This is a genomic window from Cryobacterium sp. Hb1 (assembly GCF_004403585.1).
Classification (GTDB): Bacteria; Actinomycetota; Actinomycetes; order Actinomycetales; family Microbacteriaceae; genus Cryobacterium; species Cryobacterium lyxosi.
In genome coordinates this window covers 25,046-38,866 of record NZ_SOHI01000014.1, presented here as the reverse complement: position 1 = coordinate 38,866, position 13,821 = coordinate 25,046, and the positions used below count along the sequence as shown (strand labels likewise).

Below are 13,821 nucleotides of genomic sequence, written 5' to 3'. Positions count from 1 at the left end.
ACGCAGGCATATCTGCCCAATTTCGATCGGCGCCCGTACACCCGCAGTGAAGGCTGAGGCACGTACGATCAGTGGATGCCCCCGCGTTCTCCGCTCCCGCAACGGCACGGGCTCGATGCCGCGTGGGTGTGCACGCCGGAACGGTCGCAGCATCCGCTCTGGGAAACCATGGGGGCCTGGCTCGACGAGCGGTTGTCAAAGTTCGTGGACGTGGCGGGATTTCTGGCCCAGGGACGTTTTGTCTATGGCACCGGCGCCGCAGTCGGCGGCCGCGACCCCTACCAGCCGTACACCTTTGTGTGGTTCCACCGCGATCTGGCCGAGGAATCCGTAGTTCCGGGTCTCATTCATATGATCTATCGCGACGATCGGATCGTGGTGATCGACAAGCCCGCTTTTCTCTCGTCCATTCCGCGCGGGCGCCATGTCGTGCAGAGCGTGGTGGTGCGCCTGCGCGCCCAACTGCAGCTTCCGGAGCTTTCCCCGCTGCATCGGCTCGACCGGGTGACGTCGGGGCTGCTCATTCTGGCGACCGAGCGACGATGGCGCGGGGCGTATCAGTCGATGTTCCAGCGCCGCGAGGTCGCCAAGACCTACCGCGCGCTGGCTCCGCTGCAAACGGGCCTCGAACTGCCCGTGACGGTGCGCAATCACCTCACGACGCGTCCTGGTCGCTGGCAAGCCGAGGTGCTGCCGGGCGCGCCGGTCAACGCTGAATCGTTGATTGAAATCGAATCGGTGGTCGATGGCCTGGGCAGCTACCGGCTGACGCCCCGCACCGGTCGCACGCACCAATTGCGCCTGCACATGCTGGGCTTGGGAATTCCGATCAGTGACGACCCGCTCTATCCCGTTGTGCAGGATGTCGCGCTTGACGATTTCACCCGCCCCCTGCAGTTGCTGGCGAACGAGGTGCGCTTCACTGACCCCATCGACGGGGGAGCGCGGCAATTCGTCAGCGTGCGCACGCTCCCCTTGCGCAGCGAAGTCGACTGAGCGGCGTCACTGATGCCTGCGCCGGTTATTACCAGCGATTTGATAGCCGCAATGCATCCTTTCGGCTGACGTTCTCATCGGTGGGCGGGCCGAGCCGCAGACGTCACGCAGCTCTCGCGTCTAAAATGTTCACATGCCCCAAATCGTTCATGAGTTCGTCTGGCCTGACCGGGTCGTCATCGGCACCGTCGGCTTGCCCGGGGAGCGCACGTTCTATCTGCAGGTGCGCAGCGGCGCGCGAATCATCAGCATCGCGCTGGAGAAACAGCAGTCGGCGCTGCTCGCCGAGAAGATCGACGAGATTCTCGACCAGCTGATCACCTTCGAGGGCAACCCGTTCAGTATCCCAGCCACGACCCCCATCGAGCTCGTCGATAACGACCCGCTCGAGCAACCGGTCGCTGAGGAATTTCGCACCGGCTCGATGAGCCTGGGCTGGGATCCATCAACGGTTCAAGTGGTGATCGAGGCCTACCCGCTTGTCGACGAAGACGAGGAATTGCTCGAACCGGTCGAAGCGGCCAATGCGTTGCTCGTGCGCATACCCGTTGGTACCGCTCGCGCGTTCGCGAAGCGCACTCGTGAGATCGTGGGCGCCGGGCGGCCGATGTGCTCCCTCTGCGGTTACCCCATCGACGCCGACGGCCACACCTGCACCGTTCCCGGGGACTGATGCCGACTCCTGACCTGGTCGACGGCGAGTTGACACTCACCGGCCGAATCACGACGGCCTCGAATGCAACCTTCCTGGGCAGCATCGATGGCGCGATGGTCGTCTACAAACCGGTGGCGGGGGAGCATCCGCTCTGGGATTTTCCCGACGGAAACCTTGCCAATCGTGAAGTGGCGGCCTATCTGGTCTCGCAAGCCTTCGGCTGGAATGTCGTACCGCGCACCTGGCTGCGCGAGGGTCCGATGGGCGAAGGCATGGTGCAGCTCTGGCAGGAGAGTGACCCCGCCCAGAGCCCCGTCGACCTGGTGGCAGCGGACGCCGTTCCGGAAACCGGGTGGCGACACGTTCTCGACGGGCGAGACGAGCACGAACGGATGGTCACCCTCATTCACGAAGACAGCGCCCCGCTTCGGCGGATGGCCGTGTTCGACGTGGTCGTGAACAACGCCGATCGCAAGGGCGACCACATTCTCGCGATGACCGATGGGCATCGACACGGAGTCGATCACGGGCTCACCTTTCACGTTGAACACAAGCTGCGCACCGTACTGTGGGGCTGGTTGGGCGACGCTCTCACCACCGACGAGCTCGACGGCATCGACCGGGTCACAGCCGGCCTGTCCGGCGAGCTCGGCAACACCCTCGCTGGCCTGGTCAGCGCCGAAGAACTCACGGCGTTTGCCGCGCGCTGCGACCAATTGCGCTCGGACGCACGATTCCCAGCCCCGAGCGGCGACATGCCCGCCGTGCCCTGGCCGCTGTTCTGAGCTCGCCACTGTTCTGAGCTCGCCGCAGTTCTGAGCTCACTACTACTTTGAGGCCGGTTGCGCAGGGTTTGTGATACTTGTCCTGCGCGGGGGATCCTGGGGTGTGCAACGCTAGGGGCATGGATCTTGAGGTGTCGGCGGCGCTGACCATTCCCGAGCGTGAACTCGGCTGGCGGTTCTCGCGGTCGTCCGGTCCCGGCGGCCAGCACGTGAACACCTCCGACAGTCGCGTCGAGCTGTCCTGGAACGTCGCTGAGTCCACGGTGCTGTCCGACGACGAGCGGATGCTGCTGCTCACCCGCCTGAATCACCGTCTCGTTTCCGGGGTGGTCACCATCGCCGCCAGCGAGCAGCGCTCCCAGCTGCGCAATCGCGAGATTGCCCTGCGAAAGCTCGCCGACCTGGTGACTGCTGGTTTGGCCGCGGAACCGGCAGCGCGGCGCGCGACCAAGCCCACCCGCGGTTCCGCCCGGCGGCACCTCGCGGTCAAACAGCAGCGCTCGGCCACGAAGCAAAACCGGCAACGTCCTGCAGCCGAGTAGGTGGGCGACCCACCGGCATTCGCTCGCTGAGCCCTACCGAACAAGCAACATCTGCCGAAAGTAGGCTGCCAGCTCAGCAGTAGCGGTCAGAGGAAGCACGTGGGCGACATACTGATCGGGGCGCGCGATCACCACGACGCCGTTGCGATCGAGACCGCGCTGCTCGAAGATGTCGTGATCCGGGTCGGCGGCGTACACCTTCTCGTAGTCGATCAGCCCGAACGGGCCGGTTTTGGGCAAAAACGCCACGTCAACCTGGCCCAGGTCAACCTCGGTGTGTGCCTGCTGGTACACCACCTTCAGGTCGAAGACGCTGTCGATGTCGCTGTCGGCCGGGGTGTGCGCGAGCAGCGGCGAATCGGGGGCGGTCCGCATCCACTCAGCCCAGGGGGCCAGTATTTCAGCGGATGCGTCAGCGAACGCGTACACGCGCCAGCGGCCGTCGGCGCGGTGGTGGTGGCCTAGCTGCACCGGGTTGGCGTCGCCCACGCGCACGACCGGGGCGGATTTGAAGCGCTTGCCGATGGGAAATCCGGTGGCGAGCGCCTGGTGGGTCGCTTCGCCGATGAGCATCGACGGCGGGTATTGGGTCATGAAGCCCGATGGAAACTCCCATGTCTGGGTGTAGAAATCCTCGAGCGGAACTGTGAGGTCTTCGGGCTTCGCCGCCATCAGGCTCGACCACTCCTTGTCGAAATCGATCAGGTTCTTCGCAATGACCTGGCGCTCGGCGGAATAGGTATTGAGCAGGCTGTCGGGGCTACGGCCGTCGAGCACGTAGGCGAGCTTCCAGCCGAGGTTGAAGCCGTCCTGCATTGAGACGTTCATGCCCTGGCCGGCCTTGGCGCTGTGGGTGTGACAGGCGTCGCCGGTGATGAAGACCCGCGGGGAGCGGATGCCGATCTCCTCGGGCAGCAGGTCGTCGAACCGGTCGGTGAGGCGGTGGGCGACCTCGTAGACGCTGTGCCAGGCCACGTTTTTCACGTCGAGGGTGTAGGGGTGCAGAATCTCGTTGGCCTTCACGATGATCTGATCGATCGTCGTCGTGCGCACGGCGCCATTGTCGTCGGCGGCCACTTCGCCGAGGTCGACGTACATGCGAAACAGGTAGCCGCCCTCGCGTGGAATGTGCAGGATGCTTCCGCCGGATCCGGACTGGATTGCGCACTTGGTGCGAATGTCGGGAAAGTCGGTGACGGCCAGCACGTCCATGACGCCCCAGGCGTGGAAGGCCGCGTCACCGGCGAGTGTGCAGCCGATGGAATCGCGCACGGCGCTGTGGGCGCCATCAGCGCCGACCACATACTGGGCGTGCACTTTGCGCTCCTGGCCGGTCAGCTCTCCGCTGGTGTGCCGGAGCGTCACGGTGACGGGGTAGTCGCCCTCGTTGGTGTTGGTCAGGCTGAGCATTTCATAGCCGAAATCCGGTGTCAGGCGGCTGGGCGAATTGGCCATCACCTCGGCGAAGTAGTCCAATACGCGTGCCTGGTTGACGATGAGGTGCGGAAACTCGCTGATGCCGGTGGGGTCGTCTATGGCGCGAGCGGTGCGGATGATGTTGGCCGGGCTGGCGGGGTCGGGCTTCCAGAACGCCATCTCCGTGATGCGGTAGGCCTCGGCGATGATGCGCTCGGCGAACCCGAAGGCCTGGAAGGTCTCGACACTGCGGGCCTGGATTCCGTCGGCCTGCCCGATCGCGAGGCGTTCGCCGCGGCGCTCGACGATGCGCGTGGTGATACCGGGAAACTGGGAGAGCTGGGCGGCGGTGATCATGCCGGCCGGGCCCGTTCCCACGATCAGAACGTCGACGTTGTCGGGGAGTTCGACGGGGCGATCGATGCCCACTCCGGCCGCATCCTGCCTGCGGGGATCAGTGGACACGTATCCGTGGTGGTGAAATTGCACGGTTTCCTCACTTCTGTGTGTGGACTCTCGGTGTGGTCTTTCGGTGTGGTCTCTCGGTGTGGTCTCTCGGTACGGCGATTTGAACGCCAGCATCGTCTGTGTTCGATAATAGAATGTGGCGTTCTATTATCGTTTTTTGAATCATATATGACCGGGTGAGTTGCGCAACCCGCGCACGGATGGCATCCGCTCGGCAACGGGTTCGGCGCCCTCTGGATGGATGCGGTGGCCGCCGAAAAAGGTGTGCGGGTCGGTGGTGGTGAGAGTTCGTGCTGCCCGCTAGAACTGCCAGGGGAAGGGCGACCAGTCGGGTTCGCGGTGTTCCAGGAACGCGTCCTTGCCCTCGACGGCCTCGTCGGTGCCGTAGGCCAGGCGGGTGGCTTCACCGGCAAAGATCTGCTGGCCGACCATTCCGTCGTCGACGGCGTTGAACGAGAACTTCAGCATGCGGATCGCGGTCGGAGATTTTGTCAGGATGGTGTTTGCCCAGTCCAGTGCGGTCGTCTCCAACTCTGCATGGGGCACCACGGCATTCACGGCGCCCATCTCGTAGGCGCGCTGGGCGTCGTAGGGGCGCGCGAGAAAGAAGACCTCCCGGGCAAATTTCTGCCCCACGTGCTGGGCGAAATAGGCGCTGCCGTAGCCGCCGTCGAACGAGCCGACGTCGGCATCGGTTTGCTTGAACATGCCGTGTTCCTTGCTGGCGATCGAGAGGTCGCAGACAACGTGCAGAGAGTGACCGCCGCCGGCCGCCCAGCCGGGAATGACGGCAATGACGACTTTCGGCATGAACCGGATGAGTCGCTGCACCTCGAGAATGTGCAGCCGCCCCGTGCTTGCGACCCCGTCACGGTACTGGTAGCCGTCGCGCCCGCGGATGCGCTGGTCACCACCGGAGCAGAATGCCCAGCCCCCGTCCTTGGGGCTCGGCCCGTTACCCGTGAGGAGCACCACGCCAATTCGCGTGTTCTGCCTGGCGTCGTCAAGTACCCGGTACAGCTCATCGACAGACTGCGGGCGGAACGCATTGCGCACCTCCGGGCGGTTGAAGGCCACGCGGGCGACCCGCCCGGCGTTGTCGTGGTGGTAGGTGATGTCTTGCAGCGCGGTGAAGCCATCGACGGGCTTCCATAGTGAAGGGTCAAAAATTTCGGAAACCTGAGTCATGGTTTCAGCTTAGGTGTGCTGACAATACTGGCCATCGCCGAGCTCCCGAGCCCACCCGGTCGCGACGGGGTGTTCGAGGGTACGCTGAGCCGCATGAAAGCTGCCGTGTACCGTCACTACGGACCACCAAGCTTCGTGCACGTCGAGACTGCGCCGCAGCCGATACCCCAGCGCGACGAACTGCTCGTGCGGGTCTTCGCCAGCACGGTCAACCGCACCGACTGCGGCTTTCTCAGCGGCAAGCCACTCGTGGTGCGGCTATTCAGCGGACTGCGGGCGCCTCGGGCGGCGATTCTTGGCTGCGAGTTCGCCGGCGCGGTCGCCGGTGTCGGCGCCGACGTCAGTGCGTTTGCGGTCGGTCAGCGGGTGTTCGGCTACAGCGGTGTGAAATTTGGTGGTCACGCTGGCTATCTGACCGTTGCCGCGACAGGAATGGTCGCCGAGATACCGGCAGACGTTTCCTACGTTGAGGCATCACCGATTCTGGAGGGCGCCCACTACGCGCTCAACATGCTGCGCGCGGCACGGGTCACCGCCGGACAGAATGTATTGGTCAACGGCGGTACGGGAGGGATCGGATCAGCTGCGGTGCAATTGCTCGTGAATCTCGGCGCTCGCGTCACAGCGGTCTGCGCCACCCCGCACCTATCCATGATGGAATCACTCGGGGCTGAACGGGTGGTGGACTACACGCTCGAGGACTTCACCGCGCTCGAAGATGAGTTTGATGTGGTGCTCGACACGGTCGGGAAGAGTTCTTTCGGACGCTGCCGCCGGGTGCTCGCTCCCGACGGAATCTACATCTCGTCCGAACTTGGTACGCTGTGGCAAAATCCGATCCTGGCGCTGACCACGCCGGTACTGAGGAGTAGGCGCGTATTGTTTCCGATTCCCAAGGACACCCGCGACGATGCGATGTTCCTGCAGGGCCTGGTCGAATCGGGCGAGTTCCGGCCGATAATTGACCGAACCTACCCGCTCGACGAGATTTGCGCTGCCTACGAATATGTCGCGACGGGGCAGAAGATCGGCAACGTCGTTATCCGTGTGCGCGACGAGGCGGCGACGGAGTAGAACCGATGGGCTGGCGCTCGCGGAACGCGATCATGTTCATGCGGTTGCCGCAGCGCACGCTGCAGAAACGCTTGGACCCGTTACGGGAGAGGTCGAGAACCAGCCCGGTGCAGGCATCCGCTTCGCAGATGCGCAGGCGACCCATTTCGTCGCTGCGAATCACGTCCATCAACGCCAGGGCTGCCTCGACCCGCATGCGTTCCCCGAGTGGAGCCTCGGGCACGGTCGCATGCAGGTGCCAGTCCGAGACATCATGGCGGGCAAGCTGGGGGAGCGCTTTAGCCTCGCGCAGCATGCGGTTGATCTCCGTGACGGCGTCGTCGCGGCCAAGGGTCCAGACCCGGCGCAGCAGGGCACGGGTCTGTTGCACGTCGCGCAGTTCGGCGTCATCTCCGTCGATGCGACCGGTGAACAAAATGGGGGCGAGCAGGGCAGCGAGGTCGGCGAGCGTTTCGAGTTCGTCGCGGCCGCTTCGGGAGGCCCCGGGGTCAGTGGCGCCGAGCAGCACCATGAATTCGAGTGCTTCCTCGGTGTCAGGGGCAAAATGCAAGTTGACTCCTTGGCAACAGGGTTCTACTGTCAGTGGTGAAAATAGTTTAGACCATGACAGGCCCACGTCGCGTGAAGGAGGCGCATGAAGATCTCATCCCTGCCGGGAGGCGTGATCGTTGCCGCCATTGCTGCCATTTCGTTTGGAACCTCCGGCGCGCTGGTCAAGCCGATGCTCGAGGCTGGCTGGTCACCGACGGCCGCCGTGACCGCCCGCGCGTGGACCGCCGGGCTCGTATTGCTGCCATTCGCGCTGTATTCGTTGCGCGGGCGTTGGGCGGCCCTGTGGCGGGGCCGCTGGCGGGTGCTCGGAATGGGCATCGTCGGTGTCGCGGGTACGCAGCTGGCCTATTTTGCCGCGCTGCAGACTATTCCAGTCTCGACTGCGCTGCTGATCGAATTTCTCGCTCCGCTGATTCTGGTCGGGTTCGTTTGGGTGACGACACAACGGATGCCCCGCCGCACAGTGTTGCTCGGATCGGCTCTCGCCGTTGGCGGGCTGCTGCTCGTGATCGGGCCCGGTGCCATTCGGGCCGTGGACCCGATGGGGGTGCTGTTCGCCTTCGGCGCGGCCATCTCCTGCGCGGTGTTCTTCGTGGTGGCCGCGCGCCCGGCCGAAGGCTTGCCCCCGATCGCACTGGCGGCCTTCGGATTGCTGGTCGGGGGGACAGCCCTCGGCCTACTCGGCCTGACCGGTCTGCTCCCCTTCACCGCATCGTTTCTTGACCTGTCCCTGCTCGGCACGGTTGTGCCCTGGTGGGCACCGCTGCTCGCGCTCGCCATTATCAGCACCGCGCTCGCGTATGTGGCGGGCATTACGGCGGCGGGAATTCTCGGGTCGAGGCTCGCCTCGTTCGTCGGCCTGCTCGAGGTCATCTTCGCGTCGCTGTTCGCCTGGCTGCTGCTGGGCGAAGTGCTGACGCCGCTGCAGCTGCTGGGCGGGCTTTTGATCCTGGGCGGCATCGCCGCTGTGGGGGAAGAACGCGTCGAGCTGGCCGCCGAGGCACTGCCGCCGGACGAGCCGGAACTGCCGCACGCACACGGCGACGCTCATGGCGACGCGCACGGCGACGCGCACGGCGACGCGCATGGCGGCGCGCACGGCGCGCACGGCGAGCACGGCGAGGACGGCGAGGCCGCCCGCGCCGATGAGGCGACGGCCGGCGCATCCGCTCAGGAGATCAGAACCGGCGCGGGATCGTCGATGGTCGGCGGGTTCAGCACGACCTCGAGAACGTCAGAACGGCCGAGCGAACCGGGAAAGTTGTAGCGGGCAAAGCGCTCGCCGGGGTCATTGGGCGTCGAAGGCACGACGATCGACGAACGGCGAATGATCTCGGCCACGACGTCGGTCACCGCGGCGCGGAGTGTCTGTCCGGTGCGACCGCGCAGACGAACGGATGCCCGCGGCCCGCCCTCTGCGCCGAACCGCAGCGTGAGCATGCGCGTGTGGGCGCGCTGACGGTCGAACATGTCGAGGCGAGCCCAAATGATCTCAGCCAGAGGCACGACCCGCCGCCCGGCCCGCAGTTCGTCCGTGTCGAAGTGCCCTCCCGAGCAGCGTTCCAAGTCGACTCGGCCACCACGTCGATCTAGGCTGGCAGCCATGACCGGCAATAAGGACCGTAGCGATGCGCAACCCAGCGACGCCCGACTCAACGTGGCTCGCTACCAACTCAAGCGCATGGTGCCGCCCGATCAGGAAGACTCCGCTGCGCCAGAAGTAAACGATCCCGAGCAAAACACGGCCGGGCAATCCATGATGGAAGCTCGAGCCCAGTATGTGGAAATGGCTATTCAGCAAGCCATTCGTCGTGGCGAGTTCGACAACCTGCCCGGCGCCGGCAAGCCGCTGGCGAACCTCGAGCGGGGGTATGACCCGGACTGGTGGATTCGCCAGAAGATCGAAAGCGAGAAGATCACCGGGCTCGGTCCGCCGGCCCTCACCCTGCGCACCGAGAACGCCGCGCTCGATGCCCGGCTGGACAGCGTGCAGTCTGAGGCTGCGGTGACCGAGATCCTCAGAGATTTCAATAGCCGAGTGGTCGCGGCACGCCGGCAGTTGCAGGGCGGGCCGCCCGTGGTCACCCCTACCCGGGATGTGGCCAAACAGCTCGCTCTCTGGCGGGAACGCCGCGCCGTGCGCAGCGAAGCCGCCAGGCAGCAGCGTGAGAGTGAGGCTGCGGCGCTCGCGGCCATGACCTGGCGGGAACGCCGCCGCGCTCGCTCCCGTTGACCGACGCCCTGCACCGCGATGTAGTGAATGCCGTTCGTTCTGCTTGAGCGGCAGATGGGTGGCGGGCGATGTGACCAACACGCCGATGGAGGTGACGAAGACCACGCCAGAACTCTGTGAAAAGAACAGAGTTTGACTATTTTTGCCCCGTGCAGCGAGCCCAGGGAACCTGGCCGATCGAGGGAGACGCGACCGCCGAGCTTCAGCCCAAACCGGCTGAATCGCTCTGCTGGACCTTCGTGCTCGCGAACAAATTCGAGATCGACATCGACTTGGCGCTCACCGAGACCAGGAGCACCATTCAGATCAATCTGCACGCCACGATCGAAGGTACGGCGCCGCCGGGAAACATTCCGACGTCTTTGGCGTTAGCTCTTATATGAAGACCATTGTGTATAGCGAAACCGGTAACCCGTCCGTGCTTCACCTCGTTGATCGGCCAGTGACAGAGCCGCGTGCCGGCGATGTTCGCGTGCGCATCGTGGTGGGCGGGGTGAACCCGACCGACTGGAAGTCGCGCCAAGGCACCAGCCCGGGGGAGGCTCTCGCATTCGCCGACGTCGTGCCGAACCAGGACGGCGCTGGCGTCGTCGATGCTGTCGGCCCCGGTGTGTCGAACGTAGCGGTCGGCGATCGCGTCTGGCTCGCCCTCGCCGCCTACCAGCGTGCGGACAGCGGAACTGCCCAGGAATACGCGGTGCTTCCGGCCGAACGCGTCTTTCTGCTGCCCTCCGCGGCCACTTTCGATCAGGGAGCCAGCCTTGGCGTGCCGGCCATCACCGCCTACCGGGCCCTCACCGTGGCCGAAGATGGGCCTACCCGCCTGCATCCCGGGGCGCTTGACGGCAAGATCGTGCTCGTCGCAGGAGGCGCCGGCGCCGTCGGCCACGCCGCCATCCAGCTCGCCCGCTGGGCCGGTGCGACCGTGATCACGACCGTGAGTGGGCCAGCCAAGGCGGCCCTCGCAACAGCTGCCGGGGCACACCACGTGCTCACCTACACTGACTCCGACGTCGCCACCGAAATTCGAAGCATTGCGCCCGATGGCGTCGACCTCATCGTCGAGGTGGCTCCCGCCCAGAACTCCGAACTCGACCTTGCGGTCATTCGCAATCGTGGATCCATCGCGGTCTACGCCAATAATGGGGGCGATCAGATGACCCTCGATGTGCGCAAACACTTCAGCCTGAACGTGCGGTACCAGTTCCTGTTGTTGTACACCGTCGGCATCGAGGTCGTGCAGCAGGCGGCTGCTGCCATCAACGAGGCGCTCCGTGACGGAGCATTGCCCGTCGGCGCGGATGCAGGCCTGCCGCTGCACCGCTTCGACCTGGCCCACACGGCAGATGCACACGCCCTCGTTGAAAGCGGAGTCACCGGCAAGGTGCTCGTCGACGTCTCCGTGGCCTGACCCGCGTCCTGACCCGCGTCCTGACCCGTGGCCTGGCTCGTGGCCTGACCCGCGGTGGCTAAATCAGGACATCCAGCCGTTGTGGGCCGCGGCCTGCCCGGGACTGGGCGGTACGGGCCGGATCGGCGGCCGATTCTCCTGAATTGGCCACCGATCGTCGGCTTTCGCAGCTGGCCCGGCGCATAACTCCTGCAATTTGTGGGGCGTAAACGGAACCCCCGTGTGTTTCCGCGGATGTTGCGGGGGCCCGGTACGAATTGCAGGAGTTATGCGCGCCGCGAGGCCCCGATCGGTGGTCGGACGAGAGTCTTGCTCGGTGGCTAGTGCAGAAAACCCCGCGGGGTAGCTGATGAGTTCTGCGCGGTCACGGTCGTCGAGGGTAAAGCAGCGTGCTTTTTTGAATTGGCCCCGGCAACGATCTGCGCTTAATGCAGTCAAGCCCCCTCGTCACAAACGACGAGGGGGCTTGACTGCATCTGGCTTTAGTACTCGCGGCGCGGAGCGCGCGGCGGGCGATCGCCCTGCTCGGCGGAACGCGAGGCGCCGCCCTTGTCGGCGCGCAACTCAATGAGCTTGCCGCTGATACGGGTGTTCTCCAGCTTGGAGAACACCTCGTTCGACAGGTCAGCGGGCAGCTCGACCAGCGAGAACTCCGGCAGGATCTTGATGTGCCCGAAGTCGTCGCGGCTGAGCCCACCCTCGTTGGCGAGGGCGCCGACGATCTGACGCGGCTCTACCTTGTGACGCTTGCCGACCTCGATGCGAAACTGGGCCATCGGCTTACCGCTCGAACGTACCGGGCGTTCGCTGCGCACCGGTCGGTCGTCGCGGGCGCCGTAGCTGCCGCGGTCGTCGCGGCTGCCACGGTCATCCCGGCTGCCGCGGTCATCCCGATTAAAGCGGTCCGAACGACCGCCGCGCTCGGGGCGGTCGCCGCGCTGCTCGGAGCGTTCGACCCGCTCGTCGCGCTCGAGACGCTGCTGCGCGCGAACATCCTCGGCCGAAAGCAGCAGCGGAGTTTCGCCCTGCCCGACCACGGCAAGAGCCGCGGCCACATCAACCTCGGGCACATCGTGGTGGGACACGTAATGCGCGATGATGTCGCGGAACTTGCTGATGCGGTCGGTCTCGTCGAGTGCCGCCGTGATGGCGTCGTCGAAGCGAGTGAGGCGCGTCACATTGACGTCCTCAACGCTCGGTAACTGCATCTGGGTGAGCGGCTGGCGGGTCGCCTTTTCGATGGCGGAGAGCAAACGACGTTCGCGCGGCGTGACGAAGCTGATAGCTGCGCCCGAGCGACCGGCGCGGCCGGTGCGCCCGATGCGGTGCACATACGACTCCGTGTCGATCGGAATGTCGTAGTTGACGACGTGGCTGATGCGCTCCACGTCGAGGCCGCGAGCGGCGACATCCGTTGCGACGAGAATGTCGAGCTTGCCGCTCTTGAGCTGATTGATCGTGCGTTCGCGCTGCACCTGCTGCACGTCGCCGTTGATCGCCATGGCCGAATAACCGCGCGCACGCAGCTTTTCGGCGAGCAGTTCGGTCTCGTTCTTGGTGCGGGCGAAAATGATCATGCCCTCGAAGTTCTCGACCTCGAGAATGCGGGTGAGCGCGTCGAGCTTCTGCGGGTACGACACCATCAGGTAGCGCTGGGTCGTGTTCACGCTGGTCGTGGTCTTGCTCTTGACCGTGATCTCTTCCGGGTCGTGCAGGTACTTCTTGGAGATACGGCGAATCTGCGCCGGCATGGTGGCTGAGAACAGAGCCACCTGCTTGTCATCGGGGGTGTCGGCGAGAATGGTCTCGATGTCCTCAACGAAGCCCATGTTCAGCATCTCATCGGCCTCATCGAGCACCAGGAACTTCAGCTCCGAGAGGTCGAGGGTGCCCTTCGCGAGGTGGTCCATGATTCGACCGGGAGTACCCACGACGATGTGCACTCCGCGACGCAGGGCCGACAGCTGCTGGCCGTAGCCCTGTCCGCCGTATACGGGCAGCACGTGCACGCCGCGCATGTGGGCGGCGTACTTCTCGAACGCCTCGCACACCTGCAGCGCGAGCTCGCGGGTGGGCGCGAGCACGAGCGCCTGCGGGTTCTTCTGCGACAGGTCGAGTCGGTTCAGAATAGGCAGCGCGAACGCAGCCGTCTTGCCGGTACCGGTCTGGGCGAGTCCGACAACGTCGCGACCCTCCAACAGCGGGGGGATAGTGGCGGCCTGAATGGCCGAGGGGGTCTCGTAGCCGACAACTTTGAGCGCCTTGAGCATGGCGTCATTGAGTCCAAGATCGGCAAATGTCTTCGTTACGGAGGCAGAATCTGCCTCGTTCTGCGTTGTAGTGTCTGGGGCGGTCATAGTACAACGGTAGTCGAAGAGTTCGCCCCCGGCGTTAAGGCTCGTCTGGCAACTTGCAAAGCGGATGCCCGCGGCCGCGGCATCCGCTTTTCGGCGTGCGTAGCGCCGGGTGCGCGAGCGGCGTTTCCCCGCTTCTCAAACGGG

14 protein-coding genes are annotated in these 13,821 nt (G+C 65.0%); 9 read left to right on the top strand and 5 right to left on the bottom strand.

Annotated elements, in window-relative coordinates; translation table 11 throughout:
• The first annotated feature begins 168 nt into the window (after positions 1-168).
• The 4 genes from E3T38_RS05300 to arfB all read left to right on the top strand — a co-directional run bounded on the left by E3T38_RS05300 (position 169) and on the right by arfB (position 2,978).
• Entirely contained in the window at positions 169-996 is an 828-nt protein-coding gene (locus E3T38_RS05300) for a pseudouridine synthase (RefSeq protein WP_241984310.1), read from the top strand.
• 133 nt (positions 997-1,129) lie between these two features.
• On the top strand, positions 1,130-1,669 hold the full coding sequence (locus tag E3T38_RS05295; RefSeq protein WP_134546840.1) for a DUF3090 domain-containing protein: 540 nt from the start codon (positions 1,130-1,132) through the stop codon (positions 1,667-1,669).
• The gene (locus E3T38_RS05290) at positions 1,669-2,436 is read left to right on the top strand and encodes an SCO1664 family protein (RefSeq protein ID WP_104195648.1); all 768 of its coding nucleotides are present in this window, start codon (positions 1,669-1,671) and stop codon (positions 2,434-2,436) included. Before E3T38_RS05295 ends, E3T38_RS05290 begins: the two co-directional genes overlap by 1 nt.
• A 119-nt stretch (positions 2,437-2,555) precedes the next feature.
• Positions 2,556-2,978 carry an alternative ribosome rescue aminoacyl-tRNA hydrolase ArfB gene (gene arfB, locus E3T38_RS05285; protein WP_134546838.1) on the top strand — a complete coding sequence of 141 codons (423 nt, stop codon included), beginning with the start codon at positions 2,556-2,558 and terminating at the stop codon, positions 2,976-2,978.
• A gap of 33 nt (positions 2,979-3,011) precedes the next feature.
• Here the strand turns inward: arfB and E3T38_RS05280 are convergent, their stop codons facing one another.
• Together E3T38_RS05280 and E3T38_RS05275 are read right to left on the bottom strand one after the other, a co-directional pair.
• Positions 3,012-4,883 carry an FAD-binding monooxygenase gene (locus E3T38_RS05280; protein ID WP_134546836.1) on the bottom strand — a complete coding sequence of 624 codons (1,872 nt, stop codon included), beginning with the start codon at positions 4,881-4,883 and terminating at the stop codon, positions 3,012-3,014.
• Positions 4,884-5,162: 279 nt separating this feature from the next.
• Positions 5,163-6,050, bottom strand: a complete 888-nt coding sequence (locus tag E3T38_RS05275; RefSeq protein ID WP_134546835.1) for a 1,4-dihydroxy-2-naphthoyl-CoA synthase — start codon at positions 6,048-6,050, stop codon at positions 5,163-5,165.
• A 15-nt stretch (positions 6,051-6,065) separates the two neighbouring features.
• Here E3T38_RS05275 and E3T38_RS05270 point away from each other — a divergent pair, with 15 nt between their 5' ends.
• Complete coding sequence (locus tag E3T38_RS05270; protein ID WP_198417307.1) at positions 6,066-7,124, top strand: NAD(P)-dependent alcohol dehydrogenase; 1,059 nt, start codon at positions 6,066-6,068, stop codon at positions 7,122-7,124.
• Here the strand turns inward: E3T38_RS05270 and E3T38_RS05265 are convergent.
• Positions 7,090-7,635 (bottom strand): CGNR zinc finger domain-containing protein, encoded by a 546-nt coding sequence (locus E3T38_RS05265; RefSeq protein WP_134546936.1) that lies wholly within the window; start codon positions 7,633-7,635, stop codon positions 7,090-7,092. The two genes, E3T38_RS05270 and E3T38_RS05265, sit on opposite strands and share 35 nt — an antisense overlap.
• A 123-nt stretch (positions 7,636-7,758) precedes the next feature.
• On the opposite strand from E3T38_RS05265, the gene E3T38_RS05260 reads away from it, so the two are divergent.
• The gene (locus E3T38_RS05260) at positions 7,759-8,943 is read left to right on the top strand and encodes a DMT family transporter (RefSeq protein WP_134546833.1); all 1,185 of its coding nucleotides are present in this window, start codon (positions 7,759-7,761) and stop codon (positions 8,941-8,943) included.
• Here E3T38_RS05260 and E3T38_RS05255 read toward each other — a convergent pair.
• Complete coding sequence (locus E3T38_RS05255) at positions 8,847-9,281, bottom strand: hypothetical protein (RefSeq protein ID WP_134546831.1); 435 nt, start codon at positions 9,279-9,281, stop codon at positions 8,847-8,849. The genes E3T38_RS05260 and E3T38_RS05255 overlap by 97 nt on opposite strands.
• Between E3T38_RS05255 and E3T38_RS05250 the strand changes: the two genes are divergently transcribed.
• The 3 genes from E3T38_RS05250 to E3T38_RS05240 all read left to right on the top strand — a co-directional run bounded on the left by E3T38_RS05250 (position 9,280) and on the right by E3T38_RS05240 (position 11,320).
• On the top strand, positions 9,280-9,909 hold the full coding sequence (locus tag E3T38_RS05250) for a DUF1992 domain-containing protein (RefSeq protein ID WP_134546829.1): 630 nt from the start codon (positions 9,280-9,282) through the stop codon (positions 9,907-9,909). The two genes, E3T38_RS05255 and E3T38_RS05250, sit on opposite strands and share 2 nt — an antisense overlap.
• 149 nt (positions 9,910-10,058) lie before the next feature.
• Positions 10,059-10,292, top strand: coding sequence for a hypothetical protein (locus E3T38_RS05245; protein ID WP_134546827.1), 234 nt, complete (start codon positions 10,059-10,061; stop codon positions 10,290-10,292).
• Positions 10,289-11,320: an NADPH:quinone reductase gene (locus tag E3T38_RS05240; RefSeq protein ID WP_134546825.1), complete on the top strand. Its 1,032-nt coding sequence runs from the start codon at positions 10,289-10,291 to the stop codon at positions 11,318-11,320. Before E3T38_RS05245 ends, E3T38_RS05240 begins: the two co-directional genes overlap by 4 nt.
• Before the next feature lie 482 nt (positions 11,321-11,802).
• Here E3T38_RS05240 and E3T38_RS05235 read toward each other — a convergent pair whose 3' ends face one another.
• Positions 11,803-13,677 (bottom strand): DEAD/DEAH box helicase, encoded by a 1,875-nt coding sequence (locus E3T38_RS05235; RefSeq protein WP_134546823.1) that lies wholly within the window; start codon positions 13,675-13,677, stop codon positions 11,803-11,805.
• Between the last annotated feature and the right edge of the window lie 144 nt (positions 13,678-13,821).

What these genes read in the sequence shown, in the direction of transcription:
- E3T38_RS05300 (WP_241984310.1), top strand. Translation starts at nt 169, where the DNA reads ATGGGGGCCTGGCTCGACGAGCGGTTGTCAAAGTTCGTGGACGTGGCG.
- E3T38_RS05295 (WP_134546840.1), top strand. Translation starts at nt 1,130, where the DNA reads ATGCCCCAAATCGTTCATGAGTTCGTCTGGCCTGACCGGGTCGTCATC.
- E3T38_RS05290 (WP_104195648.1), top strand. Translation starts at nt 1,669, where the DNA reads ATGCCGACTCCTGACCTGGTCGACGGCGAGTTGACACTCACCGGCCGA.
- arfB (WP_134546838.1), top strand. Translation starts at nt 2,556, where the DNA reads ATGGATCTTGAGGTGTCGGCGGCGCTGACCATTCCCGAGCGTGAACTC.
- E3T38_RS05275 (WP_134546835.1), bottom strand. Translation starts at nt 6,050, where the DNA reads ATGACTCAGGTTTCCGAAATTTTTGACCCTTCACTATGGAAGCCCGTC.
- E3T38_RS05265 (WP_134546936.1), bottom strand. Translation starts at nt 7,635, where the DNA reads ATGGTGCTGCTCGGCGCCACTGACCCCGGGGCCTCCCGAAGCGGCCGC.
- E3T38_RS05260 (WP_134546833.1), top strand. Translation starts at nt 7,759, where the DNA reads ATGAAGATCTCATCCCTGCCGGGAGGCGTGATCGTTGCCGCCATTGCT.
- E3T38_RS05250 (WP_134546829.1), top strand. Translation starts at nt 9,280, where the DNA reads ATGACCGGCAATAAGGACCGTAGCGATGCGCAACCCAGCGACGCCCGA.
- E3T38_RS05255 (WP_134546831.1), bottom strand. Translation starts at nt 9,281, where the DNA reads ATGGCTGCCAGCCTAGATCGACGTGGTGGCCGAGTCGACTTGGAACGC.
- E3T38_RS05240 (WP_134546825.1), top strand. Translation starts at nt 10,289, where the DNA reads ATGAAGACCATTGTGTATAGCGAAACCGGTAACCCGTCCGTGCTTCAC.
- E3T38_RS05235 (WP_134546823.1), bottom strand. Translation starts at nt 13,677, where the DNA reads ATGACCGCCCCAGACACTACAACGCAGAACGAGGCAGATTCTGCCTCC.